This window comes from Nonomuraea sp. NPDC026600, from assembly GCF_040638335.1.
Taxonomy (GTDB): domain Bacteria; phylum Actinomycetota; class Actinomycetes; order Streptosporangiales; family Streptosporangiaceae; genus Nonomuraea.
This window is the reverse complement of record NZ_JBEZYD010000057.1, coordinates 23,235-42,517: the sequence shown is the minus strand read 5'-3', so window position 1 is coordinate 42,517 and position 19,283 is coordinate 23,235. Positions and strand designations below refer to the sequence as shown.

Here is a 19,283-nt window from a genome sequence, read left to right as displayed (position 1 = left end):
CCCTGTCGTGGCGGATCCAAGGGAGATTATGTGAACGCTAACAACACCTACGTGATCGGTGTCGACTTCGGCACGCTGTCCGGCCGCGCCGTGGTGGTGCGGGTGGGCGACGGCGCCGAGGTCGGCACCGCCGTGCACGAGTACACGCACCGCGTCATCGAGGAGCGATTGCCCGGCTCCGAGATCCGGCTGGGACCCGACTGGGCGCTGCAGTCCCCGCAGGACTGGCTGGACGTGCTGCGCACCGCCGTGCCGGAGGCCGTGGCCGCCGCGGGGATCGACCCGGCGCAGGTCGTCGGCCTCGGCACCGACTTCACCGCGTGCACGGTGCTGCCGACCACCCGTGACGGCACGCCGCTCTGCTTCCTGACGCCCGAGCGGCCGCATGCCTGGCCCAAGCTGTGGAAGCACCACGCGGCGCAGGCGCACGCCGACCGCATCAACGAGCTGGCCGCCCGGCGCGGGGAGAGCTGGCTGCCGCGCTACGGCGGCAAGATCTCCTCGGAGTGGGAGTTCGCCAAGGGCCTGCAACTGCTCGAGGAGGACCCGGAGACGTACGGCCGGGCCGAGCGATGGGTCGAGGCGGCCGACTGGATCATCTGGCAGCTCGCCGGGGTCGAGACGCGCAACGTCTGCACCGCCGGATACAAAGGCATATTTCAGGACGGGAGCTACCCCTCCGAAGACTTCCTGGCCGCGCTCAACCCCGATTTCTCCGGATTTGTCGGCAAATTGGGGCAGGAGCTGTCGCCGCTGGGCGGGCTCGCCGGGCGGCTGACCGCGCAGGCCGCCGAATGGACCAAGCTGCCCGAGGGCATCGCGATCGCGGTCGGCAACGTCGACGCGCACGTCACCTCCGCCGCGGCCGACTCGGTCCGGCCCGGCCAGATGGTCGCGATCATGGGCACCTCCACCTGCCACGTGATGCCGTCCGACCAGCTCGCCGAGGTGCCCGGCATGTGCGGGGTGGTCCGCGACGGGATCGTGCCGGGGCTGTGGGGATATGAGGCGGGACAGTCGGGCGTGGGCGACATCTTCGCCTGGTTCGTCGACAACGCCGTGCCCGCCTCGTACGCGCGGCTCGCCGCGGACCGGGGCCAGTCGGTGCACGACTACCTGACCGAGCTGGCCGCCGCGCAGCGGGTCGGGCAGCACGGCCTGGTCGCGCTCGACTGGCACAACGGCAACCGTTCGGTGCTGGTCGACCACGACCTGTCCGGCGTGATCGTCGGCCAGACCCTGGCCACCAAGCCCGAGGACGTCTATCGCGCGCTCATCGAGGCCACCGCGTTCGGCGCCCGGGTGATCGTCGAGACGTTCGAGGCGTCGGGCGTGCCGGTGGCGGAGTTCGTGGTGGCCGGCGGCCTGCTGAAGAACCGCTTCCTCATGCAGGTCTACGCCGACGTGTTGCGCAGGCCGCTCTCGGTCATCGTCTCCGAGCAGGGCCCCGCGCTCGGCTCGGCGATCCACGCGGCCGTCGCGGCGGGCGCGTACGACGACATCGAGCAGGCCGCGGCCGCGATGGGCGCGCGGCAGGAGAACGCCTACGTGCCCGACGCTGAGCGGGCCGACGCCTACGACCGGCTCTACGCCGAATACCGCACACTGCACGACTACTTCGGGGACGGACGAATGCTGCACAAGCTGCGCGCCATCAGGAACGAGGCGAGCGCATGAGGAAGACGGTCTGCGACCTGCACGCCGAACTGGTGCGCAACAACCTCGTCGCGTGGACCGCCGGGAACGTCTCCGGACGCATCCCCGGCGAGGACCTGTTCGTCATCAAGCCGTCCGGGATCTCCTACGACGACCTGACCCCGGAGAACATGGTCGTGTGCGACCTCGACGGCAACCTGGTCGCGGGTGAGCACGCGCCGTCCAGCGACACCGCCGCGCACGCCTACGTCTACCGCGTCATGCCGGAGGTGGGCGGGGTGGTGCACACCCACTCCACCTATGCCACCGCCTGGGCCTCGCGCGGTGAAGCCATTCCGTGCGTGCTGACCGCCATGGCCGACGAGTTCGGCGGTGAGATCCCGGTCGGGCCGTTCGCGCTGATCGGCGACGACTCCATCGGCCAGGGCATCGTGGCGACGCTCAAGGGACACCGCTCGCGGGCCGTACTGATGCAGAACCACGGTGTCTTCACCATCGGCCCCACCCCCAAGGCGGCGGTGAAGGCGGCGGTGATGTGCGAGGACGTCGCCCGTACCGTGCACGTGGCCCGGCAGCTCGGCGAGCCGCTGGCCATCCCCCAGGACGACATCGACCGCCTGTACGACCGCTATCAGAACGTCTACGGACAGAGGAGCCCGCGTTGAACATCTGGTTTCTGACCGGCAGCCAGGGGCTGTACGGCGAGGACACGCTGCGCCAGGTCGCCGAGCAGTCGCAGCGGATCGCCGCCGCCCTCCCGGTGACCGTCGAGTGGAAGCCCGTGCTCACCGACGCGGCCGCGATCAGGCGCGTGATGCTGGAGGCCAACGCGGACGACTCGTGCGCCGGCGTGATCGCCTGGATGCACACCTTCTCCCCGGCCAAGATGTGGATCGCCGGGCTCGACGCGCTGCGCAAGCCGCTGCTGCACCTGCACACGCAGGCCAACGTCGAACTGCCGTGGAGCTCCATCGACATGGACTTCATGAACCTCAACCAGGCCGCGCACGGCGACCGTGAGTTCGGCCACATCCAGACCCGGCTGGGCGTGCCGCGCAAGACCGTGGCCGGGCACGTCAGCGACCCGTTCGTGGCCGACCGGGTGCTCGCCTGGTCGCGGGCGGCGGCGGGCCTGGCGGAGGTGCGCACGCTCAAGCTCGCCAGGTTCGGCGACAACATGCGCGACGTCGCCGTCACCGAGGGCGACAAGGTCGAGGCGCAGCTCCGCTTCGGCGTCTCGGTCAACACCTACGGCGTCAACGAGCTGGTCGAGGTCGTGGACGCCGCCTCCGACGCGGACGTGACGGCGCTGGTCAAGGAGTACGCGGAGCTCTACCGGGTGGCGCCGGAGCTGCTGGGCGAGCGGCACGAGTCGCTGCGCTACGCCGCCAGGATCGAGCTGGGCCTGCGCGGCTTCCTGGAGGCGGGCGGGTTCCGCGCGTTCACCACGAACTTCGAGGACCTCGGCGGGCTGCGCCAGCTCCCCGGCCTGGCAGTGCAGCGGCTGATGGCCGACGGGTACGGCTTCGGCGGCGAGGGCGACTGGAAGACCTCGGTGCTGCTGCGCACGCTCAAGGCCATGGCGCCGGGCGGCACCTCGTTCATGGAGGACTACACCTACAACCTGACGCCGGGCGAGGAGCTCATCCTCGGCGCGCACATGCTGGAGGTCTGCCCGTCGATCGCCACGGGCACCCCGACCTGCGAGATCCACCCCCTGGGCATCGGCGGCCGGGAGGACCCGGTGCGGCTGGTGTTCGACGCCGAGCCGGGGCCCGGCATCGTCGTCGGGCTCGCCGACATGGGGGACCGGTTCCGGCTGGTGGCCAACGAGATCGACATCGTCGCGCCGCCGCACCCGCTGCCCAAGCTGCCGGTGGCGCGCGCGGTCTGGCGGCCCCGCCCGAACCTGCGTACCTCCGCCGAGTCCTGGCTGACCGCGGGCGCGCCGCACCACACGGTGCTCTCGACGGCGGTGGGCGCCGAGGAGCTGACGGACCTGGCCGACATGCTCGGCGTCGAACTGCTGATCATCGACGCGGACACGACGGCCCGCAGCTTCGCCAAGGAACTGCGCTGGAACCAGGCGTACTACCGGCTGGCGCAGGGCTTCTAGGCGTCTTCGTCGGGTGGTTTCGGGGCGTTCTTGCGCTGTTCCTCGGCTCGCTCCCGGAGGCGGCGCAGGAACTCCTCGTCGTCGTCGGGGTTGGTCGTGGTCGCGGGCCCCGGCCGGTCGTACTCGGGGAACCCGGTCGGCCGCGCCGCCTGGACCGCCTGCGGCCGCCCGGCCACCAGCCAGATCACGGAGCCGACCAGCGGGAACAGCAGCACGACGAGCACCCAGAGGATCTTCGGCAGGTTGCGGCACGCCTCTTCCGGCGTGGTGATCGCGTCGAACAGGCAGTACAGCCAGAGCACCATCGTGGCCAGGCCGAGAGCCTCGGACAGGTAGAGCACGGAATTCTCCTTGGCGACGCCCTCGTCAGGAACGCCTTTGTCGTCGGCGCTTTCGTCGCGGCACTCGAAACTAGCGCCCGCTCGCGGCGCCGACAAGAGGTATGGAAGGGTAAAGCGGTGACGCTGAAGAATTGGGCGGGAAATATCGCCTTTCAGGGGAAAACCGTCCACCATCCCTCCACCCTCGACGAGCTTCAGAACCTGGTCGCCGGCACGGCCACCATCCGGGCATTAGGCAGCGGGCACTCCTTCAACGACGTCGCCGACACGACGGGCGACCTCGTCACCCTGGACCGCCTGCCGTCCGAGGTGGAGATCGACAGCGCCGCGGCGCGGGTGCGGGTCGGGGCGCGGACGACGTACGCGGAGCTCGCGCCCGTCCTGCACGCGAACGGGTTCGCGCTCGGCAACCTGGCCTCGCTCCCGCACATCTCGGTGGCGGGCTCGTGCGCGACCGGCACGCACGGCTCCGGCGGCGGCAACCAGAGCCTGTCGGCGGCCGTGGCGGCGCTGGACCTCGTCACCGCCGACGGCTCCCTGACCACCCTCCGGCGGGGTGAGGCCGACTTCCCCGGCGCGGTCGTGGCGCTCGGCGCGCTCGGCGTCGTCACCTCGGTCACGCTCGACCTCGTACCCGCCTTCGAACTGCGCCAGTACGTCCGGGAGGACCTGCCCGACGACTTCGACTTCGAGGCCGTCATGTCGGCCGGATACAGCGTCAGCCTGTTCACCGACTGGCTGTCCACCCGCGTGTGGCTCAAGCGCCGCACCGAACTGCCCGCCGGCGACTGGCACGGCACCCGCGCGGCCGACGGCCCCCGCCATCCGGTGCCGGGCATGCCGGCCGGGAGCTGCACCGAGCAGCTCGGCGTGCCCGGGCCGTGGTACGACAGGCTGCCGCACTTCCGGGCCGACTCGCCGCCGAGCAGCGCGGGCGACGAGCTGCAGTCGGAGTTCCTGCTCCCCAGGGCGCGCGCGGCCGAGGCGCTGCGCGAGCTGCGGGCCATCGGCGACCGCGTCAGGCCGGTGCTGCAGATCTCCGAGGTACGCACGATCGCCGCCGACGACCTGTGGCTCAGCCCGTACAACGGCCGCGACACGGTGGGCGTGCACTTCACCTGGGTCAAGGACACGGCGGCGGTGCTGCCGGTGATCGAGCTGGTCGAGGAGCGGCTGGCGCCGTTCGATCCCCGGCCGCACTGGGGCAAGCTGTTCACCCGGTGGCCGTCGTGCCCGGAGCGCTTCCGTGACCTGGTGGGGCGCTATGACCCGGCGGGCAAGTTCCGCAACGACTTCGTGCGGATACTGCTGGGGGAGTAGGCGGGCCGGCCGGGCTTGCGCCCGGCGGGGTAGTGGATCACCGGTCTCGGGGACGATGTCTCGCCGGGGCCGGTGGCCGATCGTAGGAGCATGACCACGCACCCGTTCAGATTCGGCGCCGTCGCCGGTCACGATCTCCATCCCGACGGCTGGGGCGAGCTGGGCCGCCGCGCGGAGGGCCGCGGCTTCGACACACTGCTGGTGCCCGACCATGTGCCGGGTGCGCTGTCTCCGTTCGCCGCCGCGGGCGTCGTCGCCGCCGCGACGACCACCCTGCGCGTCGGGACGTACGTCGTGAACGGTCCTTCGTGGACGCCGGAGAGCGTGGCGCGGGAGACGGCCGGGTTACGCGCGTTCAGCGGCGGCCGGTTCGAGCTGGGCCTGGGCGCGGCCCCGCCGGTGACGGGCGACACGCCCGCCGAGCAGGTCAGGCGACTGGCGAGGACCGCCGCCGCGGTACGCGACGTGCCGATCCTGATCGCCGCGTCCTGCAGCGGGCTGCTCAAGGTGGCCGCCGAGAAGGCCGACACGGTGGCTCTCCGGCTGCCGCCGTGGTGCGCCGAGGCGCAGGTGGCCGCGATGCTGGACGAGCTCTACGAGCTGGCCGGTGACCGCTACGACCACCTGGAGCTCAGCATGGGCCTGGCCGTCGCGGGCGAGAGCCCGTACCAGGGCGCCGGAGTGCTCACCGGGACCGCGGACCAGATGGCCGACACCTTGCGGAAGTGCAGGGACAAGCTCGGCATCTCGTACGTGACAGTGACCGTGGGGTCCATGGACGACTTCGCCCCCGTTGTGGCCAGACTCAGCGGTACCTGACCGTTCCTGACAGGTATCCCCGTCACCATGGGACGCATGACAGCAAAGGGAACCTTCGACACCGCCGACTGGAACGCCCAGCCCCCGTACGAGGAGGCCGACGGCGTCTCGCTCGGCCACGTCACCATGGGTAAGACCTTCCACGGCGACCTGACCGGCACCAGCGTGGTCCATCTGATCGTGGCGGGGACCCCGGTGGAGAACTCGCGGGCGTACGTGGCGATGGAACGGGTCGTGGGCAGCTTGGACGGCAGGTCGGGCAGCTTCGTGTTCCAGCACTTCGCGGTGGATGACCAGGGCGAGCAGTCGCTGCGCGTCGCGGTCGTACCGGACTCCGGGACCGGCGAGCTGAGCGGCCTCAGGGGTGAGCTGGACATCCTCATCGCCTCCGACGGCTCGCACTCGTACGTCTTCGACTACCGGCTCTGAGCAGGCGGGGGCGAGGCCGGGGCGGTGTTCAGCCCGTTGATCGCGGCCTGGACCGTCGCCAGGTCGCCCAGGATCACCTCGTTGCGGTCCCGGTCGGTGTGCAGGCGCCAGTGGGTTTCGGCCACCGCCTCGGGGGCGGCCGGAGAGCCCGGGGCGATGGCGGCGCCGATGGGGACGTGACCCACGTGGACGCCACGGCTCGACACCGCCTGCGCCAGGGCGAGGACATAGTTACGCAGCCCCGCCACGGCGATGCCGATGTTGCCCAGGAAGTCGATCGGGTGGACGGCCGAGATGCCCGAGGTGAACAGCAGCGTGCCGGAGCCGCGTTCGAGCATCCCGGGCAGCACCGCGCGGACGGCGGTGACCGCGCCCAGCACCGCCCCGTCGAAGGCGTCCTGCGCGCTCTCCCGCGTCACGTCCAGCGCCGAGGTACGGGAGCCGGCGACGCCGGCGCCGTTGTAGACGAGGACGTCGACCGGGCCGACACGATCGAGGGCCGTCGTCAGGGAGGCGGGATCGGTCAGGTCGGCGGGATGCGCCGACGCCACGACGCCGTCACGGGCGAGCTCACCGGTCAGCGCGGCCAGGTGTCCGGCATCCCGGGCGGTCAGCGCCACGTCGAACCCTTCCCGGCCGAACCTGCGGGCCACCGCCAAGCCGACACCGGGCCCCGCGCCGACGATCGCGATCTTCATGTCCGAACTCCTTAAGTCGAGGGTGATCCTCAGGTTAGCAGAAACATGAGGGCATGCCTCGACTTCGGTAGGATGGGCGGCGTGATCCGCCGCGACGCCCAGCGCAACCGTGAGTCCTTGGTCGCGGCCGCCCATGAGGTGCTGGCCGAGCGGGGCGTGGACGCGCCGCTGGAGGCCGTGGCCCGGCGGGCGGGCGTCGCGATCGGCACCCTCTACCGGCACTTTCCCCAGCGCGGTGACCTGGTCGACGCGATACTCGAGGAGAAGACGCGGGCCTGGGCCGACCTGGCCCGCGAGTCGCTCGCCGCCGACGACCCGTGGCGGGGGCTGGCGGGGTTCCTGGAGCGTACGTGTGAGCTGCAGGCCGCCGACCGGGCGTTCACCGAGCTGGCCTGCCTGTCCCACCAGGACGACGGGGCCGAGATCAATGAGCTGATCCAGCGGCTCGTGGCGCGGGCGCAGGGGGCCGGGGTGCTGCGGGCCGATGTGGGGCCGCTCGACCTGGCGTTCTTCATGATGGCCAACTCGCGCGTGGCCGAGGCCGCGCCGAGCCAGTGGCGACGCCACTTCACGCTGATGCTCGACGCCCTGAAGGCCGTCTCTCGGGCGGGCTAGAGTCCCGCGCGCACAGGACGGCCGTCGCGGGGCTTCCGGCGGACCGATTCGCCATCGACGGCCGTCCATGAAACGGTCGGAGTCTGATGACGATCCGATGGACTGAGGCGGGCGAGGAACGTTCGGCGCCGTGGCGTTCCGCGCTGGGCGCGCCGCCGCCCAAGCGCGTGGTGATCGCCGACGACCGGACGAAGGCCGACACCGCCTACCGCCTGGCCTGCGAGGGCACCGCCCTGCTGTGGCGCGGCGACTTCCAGAACGCCCGCCAGCTGCTCCAGGCGATGGGCCGCCGGTGCAAGCCGGCCGATCCCGGCGCCACGTTCTACCAATACCGCCAGGCCCAGGGTCAGCGGGCGCGCACGCTCGGCATGCTGCTGATCCCGTACGACGAAGGCCACCTCATCCCGCTCACCCGCGCTCCCGACGTACGGCAGGCGTGCGAGGAGGTCTACGGCCCGGCGGCGGGCCCGGTGGTGGGCCAGTTGCGCGAGCTGCTCGGCCTGATCGGGGCGTACGAATGGCGGAAGAAGGGCGTCGAGGTCCCGGCGCTGGGTGCCCGGATCCATCCGCACTACGGGGTGTTCTCCCCGATTCGCGGCGAATACGTTGATCTGGTGGCTCAGGCGCCCCTGCCCGACAAGCGACTGGCCTTCGACCTCGGCACGGGCACCGGCGTTCTGGCGGCGGTGCTGGCCAACCGGGGCGTCGAGCGGGTCGTGGCCACCGATCTCGACCCGCGCGCGGTGGCCTGCGCCCGCGACAACCTGGCCCGGCTGGACCTGGCCGATCGGGTCGAGGTGGTGGCGGCCGACCTGTTCCCGCCGGGTCGCGCGCCGCTCGTCGTGTGCAACCCGCCCTGGCTGCCCGCCAAGCCGTCGTCGCTGCTCGACCAGGCCGTGTACGACCCCGGCGGGCGCATGCTCCAAGGTTTTCTCGACGGCCTGGCCGATCACCTGGAGCCGGGTGGCGAGGGCTGGCTGGTGATGTCGGATCTGGCCGAGCACCTGGGGCTGCGGTCCCGCGCCGACCTGATGGCCGCCTTCGACGCGGCGGGGCTGCGCGTCGCGGACCGGATCGACACCCGGCCGCGTCATCGGCGCGCGTCGGATGACACCGATCCGCTCAGCGCCGCGCGGGCCGCCGAGGTGACGTCTCTGTGGCGGCTTGCGGTGGGTTGAAGCTGGTCAAGCGTCGCTGAAGGCGCGCCGGTAGGCCGAAGGCGACGTACGCATCGCGCGGGTGAAGTGGTGCCGGAACGTCACAGGGCTCTCGAACCCCACGGCGGCCCCGATCTCCTCCACCGGCGCGGCCGTGCCCTCCAGCATCGGCAGACTGGCCGCCACCCGCTGGGAGATCACCCAGCGCAGCGGGCTCGTGCCCGTCTGCCGCTTGAAGTGCCTGATGAACGAGCGTTCCGACATGTGCGCCACCCTGGCCAGGTCTCCGACGCTGATCGGCTGTGCCAGGTGGTCCATGGCCCAGGCCATCGCCCTGGCCACCGCGTCGTCGTCCTCGACCGGCGTCACCGCGGCCTGGATGAACTGCGCCTGCCCGCCCTCCCGATGCGGCGCGACGACCAGGCGGCGGGCCACCGCGTTGGCGACGTTCGGGCCGTGGTCGCCGCGGATCAGGTGGATCAGCAGGTCGAGCCCGGCCGCGCTGCCCGCACTGGTCAGCACGTCGCCGTCGTCCACGTACAGGACCGAGGCGTTGACGGACACCTTGGGGAAGCGCTCCTGGAGCAGCTCGGCGTACTTCCAGTGGGTGGTCGCCGCGCGCCCGTCGAGCAGCCCGGCGGCGGCCAGCGCGAACGCCCCCGAACAGATCGACACCATGCGCGCGCCCCGATCGTGCGCCAGCCGTAGCGCCGCGACGAGCTCGCCGGAGACCTGCCCGCGTACGTCGGCCACGCCGGGGACGATCACAGTGTCGGCCGAGACCAGCGCGTCGAGCCCGTGCGCCGCCTGCAGCGTGAACCCGCCGACCGCCCGGAGCGGCTGGGACGTCTCCGCGCAGACCTTGAGGTCGTACCAGGGCACGCCGAGTTCGGGCCGGGGAAGCCCGAAGATCTCCACCACACACCCCAGCTCGAACGGCGACATCCCATCGAACGCGAGCACGGCGACACTCGGCAGTCCAGCGCGTACGGGCATGAGCATGGCCGCATGTTAGCCCGCCCCTCTCAGCGGCAGAAGAGATATATGCATATTTCGGGGGTACAGACCGTTTTGCCCGATTACCGCTACGCGCAGGCGGAGATCACCGAGGCATTCTCCCGGTTGACCGAGGCCGACCACGACCAGCTCGAACGTTTCCACGAGGCCACCGGCGTCCAGAGCCGGAATCTGGCGCTCTCGCTGGACGACTACGCCAAGCTCGACTCGTTCGGTCGCGCCAACGACATCTATCTTGAGATCGCGCTCGATCTGGGCGAACGGGCGCTCCGCGGCGCGCTGGACAAGGCGGGCGTATCCCCGTGGCGGGTGGATCACCTGGTGTTCTGCTCGACCACCGGCCTGGCCACACCGTCCATGGACGCGCGGCTGATGCAGCGTGTGGGGCTGCGGCCGGACGTCAAACGGGTGCCGATGTTCGGGCTGGGCTGCGCGGCGGGAGCGTCGGGTCTGTCGCGGCTGAACGACTACCTGCGCGGCTGGCCCGAACAGGTCGCGGCGCTGGTCTGCGTGGAACTGTGCTCACTGACCATCCAGCGCGAGGACACCTCGATCGCGAACCTGGTCGCCAGCGGGCTGTTCGGCGACGGCGCGGCGGCCGTCGTCGCGGTGGGACGCGGCCAGGGCCCGGAGGTGGTGGCCACGCGCAGCAGGTTGTACTCGGGCACCGAGCACCTCATGGGCTGGCAGGTGAGCGAGAGAGGCTTCCACCTCATCCTGGACGCCGAGCTCACCGGCTTCGTGGAGAAAGTGCTCGCGGGTGACATCAGGAGCTTCCTCGCCGACAACGGGCTCACCCCGGAGCAGGTCGGCACCTGGATCTGCCACCCGGGCGGCCCGAAGGTGATCGACAAGATCGTGGAGCGGCTGGGCCTGGAACCCTCGGCTCTGGAGGTCACGCGGCGGTCACTTCGTGAGCACGGGAACATGTCGTCGGTCTCCGTCCTGCACGTCCTACAGGAGACGCACGGCCGTCCGGGTCAGCCGGCCGTGCTCCTCGCCCTCGGGCCCGGTTTCTCGGCCGAACTGCTCCTGCTGCACTGGTGAGTCCCTACACGATCCTGATCGGGCTGGTCGCCGCCGAACGGCTGGCCGAGCTCGCCGTGGCCCGCCGCAACCTGGCCTGGGCCAGATCGAAGGGCGGCATCGAGTACGGCAGGCGGCACTATCCCTGGATCGTCCTGGCCCACACCGGTCTGCTGATGGCCTGTCCGGCCGAGGTGTGGCTGTTCGACCGGCCCTTCATCCCGGTGCTCGGCTGGCCGATGCTCGCGATCGTCCTGCTGGCCCAGGGGCTGCGCTGGTCGTGCATCGCCGCCCTGGGCCGGCAGTGGAACACGCGTGTCGTCGTGGTGCCCGGGATGCCGCTCGTCAGCGCCGGGCCGTACAGATGGTCACGTCATCCGAATTATGTGGCCGTGGTGGCGGAAGGGGTGGCGCTGCCGCTCGTACACACCGCTTGGCTGACCGCGCTGGTGTTCACGCTGGTGAACGGGGTGTTGCTCGCGGTCCGGGTCTGGGTGGAGGAGGCGGCGCTGGCCGGCTGAGCGGATCACGTGTTGATCGCGGTTTGCGCTCGCTTGCGTCACCGGCCCGGCCACGCCATTTCCGGGAGCCGTCATAGGGCCGGAGGTGGTTGCGATGAAATTTCGTCCTTTAGTAGCCAGTGTCGGGGTTGTTGGGCTCCTGACACTGGCCGCCTGTGGCGGCTCGGGGGGAACCCACGAAGACTCCGCCGCGCGGGCGCCCGCTACCGGTCCCGCAGCACCAAGAGCGTCGGCCACATCCGGGGGCAAGCCGCCCGCGGATGCCAAGTCACAGTCCGAGTCTCAGGCGTCTGCCTCTCCGGAGACGCAGAAGGACACGTCCGCGGCGCAGATCTCGACGTTCGCCCTGGACGTGGACACCGCTTCGTACACCTATGCCCGCCGTACCCTCCAGGAAGGACGCTGGCCCGAACCGGGGCAGATCCGGCCGGAGGAGTTCGTCAACGCGTTCCGGCAGGACTACGCGCAGCCGTCCGACGACGGGTTCACCGTACACGTCGACGGCGCCAGGATGCCGTCACGCAACCAGGCCGTCCTGCGCGTCGGGCTGCAGACGCGCGGCTCCGACGCGGCGGCGCGGCGGCCCGCCAACCTCACGTTCGTGGTCGACGTGTCGGGTTCGATGGCCGAGCCCGGCCGGCTCGACCTGGTGAAGCAGTCCCTGCACACGCTGATCGACCAGCTCGCGCCGGGCGACCAGGTGTCGATCGTCTCCTTCAGCGACGAGGCCAAGGTACTGGCCTCGATGACGCCGCTGGCCGCGCGCTCCGAACTGCACGCGGCGGTGGACCAACTGGCCGTGGCCGGCAGCACCAACCTGGAGTCCGGGCTGGTCACCGGCTATGAGGAGGCGGCCAAGGCGTTCCGCCCCGCGGCCACCAACCGGGTCATCCTGCTCTCCGACGGCCTGGCCAACCAGGGCAGCACCGAGTGGCGTTCCATCCTGGACCGGGTCAAGGAGTACGCCGGCCGGCAGGTCACCCTGCTGACCGTGGGCGTCGGCCGGGACTACGGCGACGAACTGATGGAACAACTGGCCGACAACGGCGACGGCGCCGCCGTCTACGTCAGCACGCAGGAGGACGCGGACAAGGTCTTCGCCGCCCAGCTCCCGGCCACGATCGAACTGCGGGCGCGCGACGCCAAGGCGCAGGTCGTGTTCAACCCGTCGGTCGTGGAGGGGTACCAGCTCATCGGATACGAGAACCGGGCCCTGACCACCGAGGAGTTCCGCGACGACAGCCGCGACGGCGGCGAGGTCGGCCCCGGCCACTCGGTCACGGCTCTCTACGCGGTACGGCTCAAGTCCGGCGCGAGGGGGCAACTGGCCCAGGCGACCGTACGCTGGCAGGACCCCGACACCAGGAACCCCTCCGAGGCGAGCAAGGCGGTGGACGTGGGCGCGCTGACCGAGTCGGTGTGGGAGAAGGCGCCGATGCGGCTGCAGGTGGACGTGGTGGCGGCGGCCTTCGCGGTCTACATGCGGGACCGGGAGGCGTTCGGGATGGACCTGCCGACACTGCGGGATCACGCGAGGCGGCTGGCCGGGGCGGCGGAGGACCCGATGGTGACGGAACTGGCGGGACTCATCGACAAGGCCCGCTCGGTCGGGTAGCCACTGTCGGCGTACTGCCGGCTGGGCCGCTCTTCTGGCTGGTCGCTTTCCGCAGGCTGGGTCGCTTCTTCGGAAGCGGCCCGTTGCCTGTGGGCGGCGGGCTGGGACGTGGGTGGGGCTGGAGTCGGATAGACTTATGGACGGTTCGAGGGGCTATAGCGCAGTTGGTAGCGCGCCTCCATGGCATGGAGGAGGTCTGGGGTTCGAATCCCCATAGCTCCACTCAACAAAGGGCTTCATCGGGGCGCTTCGCGCTCAAGGGCCTCAGACGCTCTTTCCAGTCGGGCCTGGTCCCGACCCCTGGAGGGCCTCGCTGCGCTCGGACGCCCTTATCTGGGCGCAGGCTTCGCCTGCGCATGCTGCTATCGCCCTTCCTGAAGGGCTTGCTTGCCGCCCGGCGGCGTGAGTGTTCGAGGTAGCCGCTGGAAGGGCCGCTTGATCAGCAAGGGCCCGAGATCGCGGGTTATGAAGCCGCCCCCAGTGAGCATGTATGGAGAACTGGGGAGCGTTCAAGAACCTGATCGGGTCACATGGCCGCGGTCGCGTCGCCCATGCGATAGGTGCCGTCGTCGAAGGTGGCGGTCAGTTCCAGTCGTCCGCCGATGGCCTCGATGTAGCGGGCCAGCACTTCTACCGAGGTGACGTCGCCGTTCTCTATCTGGGACACGCGCATCTTGGTCACGCCCATTTTCTCGGCCACGTCGGACTGCGTGAGTCCGCCGTTCCTGCGCCGTTCGGCCAGATGCCAGGCGTGCACGTACGCCTCGATCATGCGCCGGGTCTTGGCCAGTTCCTCCTCTCCTCCAGCGCGCGCGCGACATGCTCCTCGCGGACATCGCTCCACTTCTTGAAGCTGGTCATCGGGTTTCCTCCTCGGCGCGTTCGATCAGGTAGGTCTGGTACAGCTCTTCAGCTTGCCGGATGGCCTTGCCGTACCAGTGGTCGGGAGCGGCGGGCTGCTCACGGATCTTGTCCCCGGCGACAAGCAGAATGGCACTGAGTCACCCACGTGCCGTATCCCATCTCCAGCGCTTGCCAGAGCCAGTGCACCGAGATACGACTCCACACTGACCTGGAGCTGCAACAAGCAGGAACGACCTTGATCAGGGTCGCCGGGAAGCACCTTCAGCGGCACGGATGTGGTTGCGAATTCCTCCTGCAACACCGGCCACGCCGGATCGTCCCCGTCGATCAGTTCACTGAGCTCCCGCATCCGCACATCGTCGCACCGCTCACGTCCGGGCCGGGCGCGGACGAGAGCCGTCATGTGCTTGGGCAGGCGAGAGCCCTTGGCCCGGAAAGTGCCGTCACTGCGATCGAAGCTCAGGAAGCCAACCTGACCTCACCGTAACCAATAATTGCTCTACGTGTGCTTAGGTGGACCTTTGACAGTTTGTGTGCCGGAGTGGGGTTAAAGGGTGTCAAGGTACGGTTGGCGTCACACGGTGTTCGCGCCTGTGGTGGGCTTGGTGCTCTCCGCGTTGCTGCTGGTGGCCGGAGTGGTGGGATCGCTGCTGGAGTCCGTGGGCGCGACCACGGCCCCGGCGGCCGCGGAGCTGGTGGTCACGCTCATTTTCGCGGTGTTCCTGACCACCGTGCTCAGGATCGTCAGGGCCGTACCGGACATCCGGCGGGAGAGCGCCGCGACGGCGCGGGCCGTGGCGAACGTCCAGGCGGTGAAGCCGACCGAGGACACGCTGGTGGGGCGGCGGCTCAAGCTGTTCAAGGAGGCGGCCGAGGCCGGGAACGACTGCGAGGCGGTGCTGAGCGCCCGGTCCGCGCTGGACGACAGCGAGATGGCCAACAAGCACCACCTTGACCACGCGCTCATCTGGGCGCTGCCGGTGTTCGGATTCATCGGCACCGCGCTGACGATGGCCGCGATGGTCAGCGCGTTCTCGAACGCCCTGGACAGCCAGGGCGACCCCGGCGTGCTGATCACCGCGCTCAAGCAGCACGTACTGCCCGAGCTGGCGTCCGCGTTCGGCGTCACGCTGATCGCGCTGTTCCTGAGCGTGCTCGCGTTCGGTGCGATGGCCCTGACCGAGCGGGCGGAGCGGGCCAGCGTGGTGGCCGCCGATGAGGTGTTCCTCATCTATATCGCGCGTCTGCCCGCGAAGCAGGCGGCGCCCGCCATGCACGGGCTCACCCAGGAGCTGGCCCAGTCCAGAGGCAGGACCGAGGAGCTGGTCAAGGGCCTGGACGCGCTGCGCACCGCGGTGGAGCGGCTGAGCGCCGCCGAGAGCCGGCCGCAGAAGTACACCCTGGTGAGGGACCAGTGAGGAAGCGTCCCGCCCGATCGTTCGCACCGCCGCTCGACCTGCGCTTCATCGACCTGTTCATGGCCATCGTCCTGGCGCTGTCCTTCGTGGCGATCATGCTGACCGTCGTGGCGCGGATGCTGCCGACGGACGTCTCCTCGCCGCCCGTGCGCCAGGAGAAGAGTGTGGCCCAGCTGAAGAAGCAGCTCGACGCCGCCGTGGTGGCCAAGCAGAAGGCCGAGGCCGAGCTCCGCACCACGCAGGCGCAGATCGCCGAACAGACCGCCTTCGCCCTGCCCTGGTGGCTGATCGGGTTCTGTGCTCTGCTCGGTGTGCTCACCGTGTTCATGAGCTGGCGGATCCGGCTGTGGAACAAGGGGAATCTGCCGCGGTTGCGGAGCTGGCTGATGGTCACCGTGCTGGTGGCCGCGGTCACGGTGGTGATCAGGTCGCTGAGCGACAGCGACGGTTATCTGCTGCTCGCCGAGATCCCCTGGTGGGCCGCCGACGCCCTCTGCCTTGGACTACTGCTGGTCGCATACGTGTTGATCTCCGACATCCGAGCCAGCCACGCCACGCTCGGCGAGATCAGGGTGCGGTCGCTCGGGCCACCATCGGTTTCGCCTCCCAGCGCTTCTCGCTAGTGGGCGGAAGGGGCTTGATCGGCGGGGGATGGCTGGCACTCTGCGGTGCCTCGCCGTCCGGGCAGGCGCCAGGGCGAAGGCATGCGAATGGCCATCACTTTCCGTAATTGTGATGTAACAATGAGCGTCATGCCGTCTCCCCCACATGACACCCTCGTCAAGCTGTTCTCCTACCGTCCTCAACTGGCGGTGGAGATCCTGCGCGACTTCCTGGGGGTGGACCTGCCCGCCACCCCGCTGGTCCGACTGGAGAAGAGCACCTTCAACACTCGCCCTTCCGACGATATCGAGGCCGATCTGGTCGTTGTGCTGGGGCCACCACAGTCGCCCGCCCACGCCATCATCGTGGAGATTCAGCAGGACAAGTCCAAGGAACCCCGGCAGCTGGCCCGCTACGCCGCCGCCCTGTGGCTGATGCTGGGTTGCGACGTCTCGGTCCTGGTCATCTGCCCCGGCCGTACAGTCGCGGACTACTACGCACAGCCGGTCGAGTCCGGGCTGACCGGCTACTGCCTACGGCCGTTGGTGCTGGGGCCGGACGGAGTCCCGGTCATCATCGACCCCAAGGAGGCCGCCGCCCACCCGGACCTCGCGGCCATGTCGGTCATGATCCACGGCCACAATCGCAAGGTCCTCGAGGCGTTCACCGCCGCACTGACGTACATGACCGATGAACACGCTCCGGAGTACTATGAATACGCTTACAGCATGTCCGCACCCGACATCCGCCGCCTCATGGAGGAGATCATGAAGTCCGCGTCCCCCACATGGCCGGTCTACAGCCCCTTCGCCCGCGAACACTACGGCCGCGGCAAAGCAGACGGCAAAGCAGAAGGCAAAGCAGAAGGCAAGACGGAGGGCAAAGCGGAAGAGGCTGCCAGGTCGGTGCTGCTCGTGCTGGCCGCCCGCGGCTTCGACGTCCCCGACGACATTCGCGTCCGGATCACCACCTGCGCGGACCTTGCCCAGCTCGAAACGTGGCTCGCCCGGGCGGCCACCGCCCAGACCCTCCAAGGTCTGTTCGACGAAGCGGGCTGAGCGCGGGCCGCCGGGTCGAGACGGGCTCGACCACCTGCTCCGTACGATGACCTTGACCGGATTCCGGTTCTGGGGCGGCGACTACTCCGGCAGGCCCTCTGTTGCCGCCTCGCCTGTACGCCTGCCTGGCAGGGATTGAGATCACCAAGCCGTCTCGGGCCGTCGCCGCGTGTCCGGGCCCAATCCAGCGCTTGGGTGAGAGATCGTGTAATGATGTAATCATGGAACTCTCTTTGAGCACGCAGGCGGCCAAGAAGGGCTCCGCAGGTTCATCGACATCTTCTACGGAAACCTCTTATGCGACCCACTGCTCCAGCCATTGTTCGGCGAGGGGCTTCCGCGACACGTGGCACATCTGACGGCCTTCACGGCCGAGACCTTCGGAGGGCCCGACACTTTCTCCCAGGAAATGGGCGGGTTTTCCACGCTGATCGACGCGCATCGGGGTCTGCGGATCGCCGAGGCGCAGCGTCAGCGGTTCGTCGAGCTGTATATGGCGGCTGCTGATCAGGTGGGGTTGCCCGACGACGCGCCTTTCCGGGAGGCGCTGCGGTCGCATGTGGAGTTCGGGTCGAAGGTGGCGATGCCGAACTCTCACGCCGAAACCGACGACCAGCTCCACCCGCTGCGGGAGGTTCCGCAGTGGGGGTGGTCCGAGCCGGGTTAGTTTCGCCTCGGCAGTAGGTCGATAGCGCCCTGGAGAATTCGCCGAAAGGCCGGCGGTGGTGAACCTGTGTTGCCCCCGTCCAGGCCCAGGCCCGGGCCTGGACGGGGAGTTTCCGTGGGACCGTGATCTCTGGTCGCCGCGAAGCTCGTAGCCACCACGCGAGACCTATTTGTGCTGCAACAGCAGGGTGAACAACACGTTGGTGGCCGTACTGAGCACGAACATGGTCACCGCGACGATCAGGTCATCGCGCTTCCGTGACAGCAGGCCGCCCTGCGAGCCTTCCGGGACATTGATGATGACCGCCTGAGTGAGGCCGGCGCCGAGCCGCTTCCACAGGTACTTGAACCCGAGGCCGAGAACCAGCGGGACCATCGTGACCGGGAGCAGGCTCAGCCAGACTGGGCTCGAGGACGAGCCGAGGAGGCCGCTCGCGATCGCGGTGCCGATGATCGCCGCGATCGTTCCGACGAGCAGGCCGGGGATATGGGCGACCTGTGCCCAGGTGCGCTTTCTCTCCTTGCAGATCTCCCTGATGCGGGCCGCGTCGTTCGCCGTCTCGTCCACCCGGTAGCGGACCAGCAGAGCCGTCCCCGCGGCGAGTGTCATCTCCATGATCCTGTCGTTGGTCGCGGGGTCGCGCCGGATCATCCTGACCCCCTTCAGGTTCGGGGTCATCTTCGCGCCGAGGTCGGTGATGTCCGCCGAGGAGGTGGACTCGTACACGAGGTAGTTGGAGTCGGTCCAGATGCTGAAATAGACCCCGGTGTGCTCGAATATCTTTGCGAGCTGCTCCAACTGCTCGCGGTGGAGCTTTGTCGGCCCGAGATTCTCTTTCCTTGGTGTTCCAAGGCATCGGGGGGTGATAGCCACTAGTCTGCCTTTCGATCTTCGTAGTTGTTCTGACCGGCTCTCCAGGCCCCCAGGCGCCAACTCCGAAGCGGCAACGAGTTGGTTAGCTCGCCTGTCCCGTTTTGTAGAAATCCACCCCTTGGTGGGGGGTATGTCCAGCTCTCACAATGCGGAGCTGTTGTTCACCTGCGCATGTGAACAAAATGGACATCAAGGCAATGTGTGCATAGTTCGCCCAAGTGATTATAAAGCGCTACTCTTCACGGTTTAATGAAGTGTGGCTGATCCTAGCCGATGTTCGCGGATCTATCGCGTAATCTCTTCGCGTTTGCCAAAAGAGGAGGTCGGGAGGGTGGTTATGGCGTCAAGGGTGGTGAGGTGCGACATGGACGGTTTCGGTGAGTTTTATTCGCGTTGGTGTGCGGAATGCCCTTTCCTGCTTCCATTTGTGAGCGGAAGATTGTGCATTCGCGTCAGCCTCTGATCACGTC

General features: G+C 69.1%; 20 protein-coding genes, 1 tRNA gene and 1 pseudogene. 16 read left to right on the top strand and 6 right to left on the bottom strand.

The genetic code is table 11. The features are described from left to right. Positions 1–30 precede the first annotated feature (30 nt). Genes araB through araA form a run of 3 tightly spaced genes read left to right on the top strand, consistent with a single transcriptional unit; the run spans position 31 to position 3,772 of the window. Positions 31–1,677 (top strand): ribulokinase, encoded by a 1,647-nt coding sequence (araB, locus tag AB0F17_RS61115; protein ID WP_358045072.1) that lies wholly within the window; start codon positions 31–33, stop codon positions 1,675–1,677. Further along, the gene (locus AB0F17_RS61110) at positions 1,674–2,321 is read left to right on the top strand and encodes an L-ribulose-5-phosphate 4-epimerase (protein WP_358045069.1); all 648 of its coding nucleotides are present in this window, start codon (positions 1,674–1,676) and stop codon (positions 2,319–2,321) included. Before araB ends, AB0F17_RS61110 begins: the two co-directional genes overlap by 4 nt. After that, positions 2,318–3,772, top strand: coding sequence for an L-arabinose isomerase (gene araA / locus AB0F17_RS61105; RefSeq protein ID WP_358045066.1), 1,455 nt, complete (start codon positions 2,318–2,320; stop codon positions 3,770–3,772). Before AB0F17_RS61110 ends, araA begins: the two co-directional genes overlap by 4 nt. Here araA and AB0F17_RS61100 read toward each other — a convergent pair. Continuing rightward, on the bottom strand, positions 3,769–4,113 hold the full coding sequence (locus AB0F17_RS61100) for a PLDc N-terminal domain-containing protein (RefSeq protein ID WP_358045063.1): 345 nt from the start codon (positions 4,111–4,113) through the stop codon (positions 3,769–3,771). The two genes, araA and AB0F17_RS61100, sit on opposite strands and share 4 nt — an antisense overlap. A gap of 117 nt (positions 4,114–4,230) precedes the next feature. On the opposite strand from AB0F17_RS61100, the gene AB0F17_RS61095 reads away from it, so the two are divergent. From AB0F17_RS61095 to AB0F17_RS61085, 3 genes are all read left to right on the top strand, one after another. Then, positions 4,231–5,433 carry an FAD-binding protein gene (locus tag AB0F17_RS61095; protein WP_358045060.1) on the top strand — a complete coding sequence of 401 codons (1,203 nt, stop codon included), beginning with the start codon at positions 4,231–4,233 and terminating at the stop codon, positions 5,431–5,433. A gap of 90 nt (positions 5,434–5,523) precedes the next feature. Then, a complete protein-coding gene (locus AB0F17_RS61090) occupies positions 5,524–6,252 on the top strand; it encodes an LLM class flavin-dependent oxidoreductase (protein ID WP_358045057.1) in 729 nt (242 codons plus the stop codon). A gap of 36 nt (positions 6,253–6,288) precedes the next feature. Then, a complete protein-coding gene (locus AB0F17_RS61085; RefSeq protein WP_358045055.1) occupies positions 6,289–6,681 on the top strand; it encodes a DUF3224 domain-containing protein in 393 nt (130 codons plus the stop codon). On the opposite strand, the gene AB0F17_RS61080 is transcribed toward AB0F17_RS61085, so the two are convergent. After that, the gene (locus AB0F17_RS61080) at positions 6,669–7,379 is read right to left on the bottom strand and encodes an SDR family NAD(P)-dependent oxidoreductase (RefSeq protein WP_358045053.1); all 711 of its coding nucleotides are present in this window, start codon (positions 7,377–7,379) and stop codon (positions 6,669–6,671) included. The genes AB0F17_RS61085 and AB0F17_RS61080 overlap by 13 nt on opposite strands. An 81-nt stretch (positions 7,380–7,460) precedes the next feature. Between AB0F17_RS61080 and AB0F17_RS61075 the strand changes: the two genes are divergently transcribed. Then, a complete protein-coding gene (locus AB0F17_RS61075) occupies positions 7,461–7,994 on the top strand; it encodes a helix-turn-helix domain-containing protein (protein WP_358045050.1) in 534 nt (177 codons plus the stop codon). An 86-nt stretch (positions 7,995–8,080) separates the two neighbouring features. After that, positions 8,081–9,172 carry a class I SAM-dependent methyltransferase gene (locus AB0F17_RS61070; protein ID WP_358045047.1) on the top strand — a complete coding sequence of 364 codons (1,092 nt, stop codon included), beginning with the start codon at positions 8,081–8,083 and terminating at the stop codon, positions 9,170–9,172. A gap of 6 nt (positions 9,173–9,178) precedes the next feature. On the opposite strand, the gene AB0F17_RS61065 is transcribed toward AB0F17_RS61070, so the two are convergent. Continuing rightward, positions 9,179–10,153: a helix-turn-helix domain-containing protein gene (locus AB0F17_RS61065; RefSeq protein ID WP_358045044.1), complete on the bottom strand. Its 975-nt coding sequence runs from the start codon at positions 10,151–10,153 to the stop codon at positions 9,179–9,181. A 6-nt stretch (positions 10,154–10,159) separates the two neighbouring features. On the opposite strand from AB0F17_RS61065, the gene AB0F17_RS61060 reads away from it, so the two are divergent. The 4 genes from AB0F17_RS61060 to AB0F17_RS61045 all read left to right on the top strand — a co-directional run bounded on the left by AB0F17_RS61060 (position 10,160) and on the right by AB0F17_RS61045 (position 13,552). Then, on the top strand, positions 10,160–11,215 hold the full coding sequence (locus AB0F17_RS61060) for a 3-oxoacyl-[acyl-carrier-protein] synthase III C-terminal domain-containing protein (protein ID WP_358045041.1): 1,056 nt from the start codon (positions 10,160–10,162) through the stop codon (positions 11,213–11,215). Further along, a complete protein-coding gene (locus AB0F17_RS61055; protein WP_358045038.1) occupies positions 11,212–11,715 on the top strand; it encodes an isoprenylcysteine carboxyl methyltransferase family protein in 504 nt (167 codons plus the stop codon). Before AB0F17_RS61060 ends, AB0F17_RS61055 begins: the two co-directional genes overlap by 4 nt. A gap of 94 nt (positions 11,716–11,809) precedes the next feature. Then, positions 11,810–13,330 carry a von Willebrand factor type A domain-containing protein gene (locus AB0F17_RS61050; protein ID WP_358045035.1) on the top strand — a complete coding sequence of 507 codons (1,521 nt, stop codon included), beginning with the start codon at positions 11,810–11,812 and terminating at the stop codon, positions 13,328–13,330. 149 nt (positions 13,331–13,479) lie between these two features. Beyond that, a tRNA-Ala gene (locus tag AB0F17_RS61045) sits at positions 13,480–13,552 on the top strand. Between the two features lie 304 nt (positions 13,553–13,856). Here the strand turns inward: AB0F17_RS61045 and AB0F17_RS61040 are convergent. Next, the gene (locus tag AB0F17_RS61040) at positions 13,857–14,102 is read right to left on the bottom strand and encodes a helix-turn-helix transcriptional regulator (protein ID WP_358045032.1); all 246 of its coding nucleotides are present in this window, start codon (positions 14,100–14,102) and stop codon (positions 13,857–13,859) included. A gap of 114 nt (positions 14,103–14,216) precedes the next feature. Next, complete coding sequence (locus AB0F17_RS61035; protein ID WP_358045030.1) at positions 14,217–14,543, bottom strand: DUF2625 family protein; 327 nt, start codon at positions 14,541–14,543, stop codon at positions 14,217–14,219. Between the two features lie 232 nt (positions 14,544–14,775). Here AB0F17_RS61035 and AB0F17_RS61030 point away from each other — a divergent pair, with 232 nt between their 5' ends. The 4 genes and pseudogenes from AB0F17_RS61030 to AB0F17_RS61015 all read left to right on the top strand — a co-directional run. Further along, entirely contained in the window at positions 14,776–15,612 is an 837-nt protein-coding gene (locus AB0F17_RS61030; protein ID WP_358045027.1) for a hypothetical protein, read from the top strand. Beyond that, positions 15,609–16,235, top strand: coding sequence for a hypothetical protein (locus AB0F17_RS61025; protein ID WP_358045024.1), 627 nt, complete (start codon positions 15,609–15,611; stop codon positions 16,233–16,235). Before AB0F17_RS61030 ends, AB0F17_RS61025 begins: the two co-directional genes overlap by 4 nt. 129 nt (positions 16,236–16,364) lie before the next feature. Further along, positions 16,365–17,273 carry a hypothetical protein gene (locus tag AB0F17_RS61020; RefSeq protein ID WP_358045021.1) on the top strand — a complete coding sequence of 303 codons (909 nt, stop codon included), beginning with the start codon at positions 16,365–16,367 and terminating at the stop codon, positions 17,271–17,273. A gap of 238 nt (positions 17,274–17,511) precedes the next feature. Further along, positions 17,512–17,940: pseudogene (locus tag AB0F17_RS61015) on the top strand (group II truncated hemoglobin); the annotation flags it as partial. A gap of 165 nt (positions 17,941–18,105) precedes the next feature. On the opposite strand, the gene AB0F17_RS61010 reads toward AB0F17_RS61015, so the two are convergent. After that, the gene (locus AB0F17_RS61010; protein ID WP_358045018.1) at positions 18,106–18,738 is read right to left on the bottom strand and encodes a hypothetical protein; all 633 of its coding nucleotides are present in this window, start codon (positions 18,736–18,738) and stop codon (positions 18,106–18,108) included. Positions 18,739–19,283: the final 545 nt, after the last annotated feature.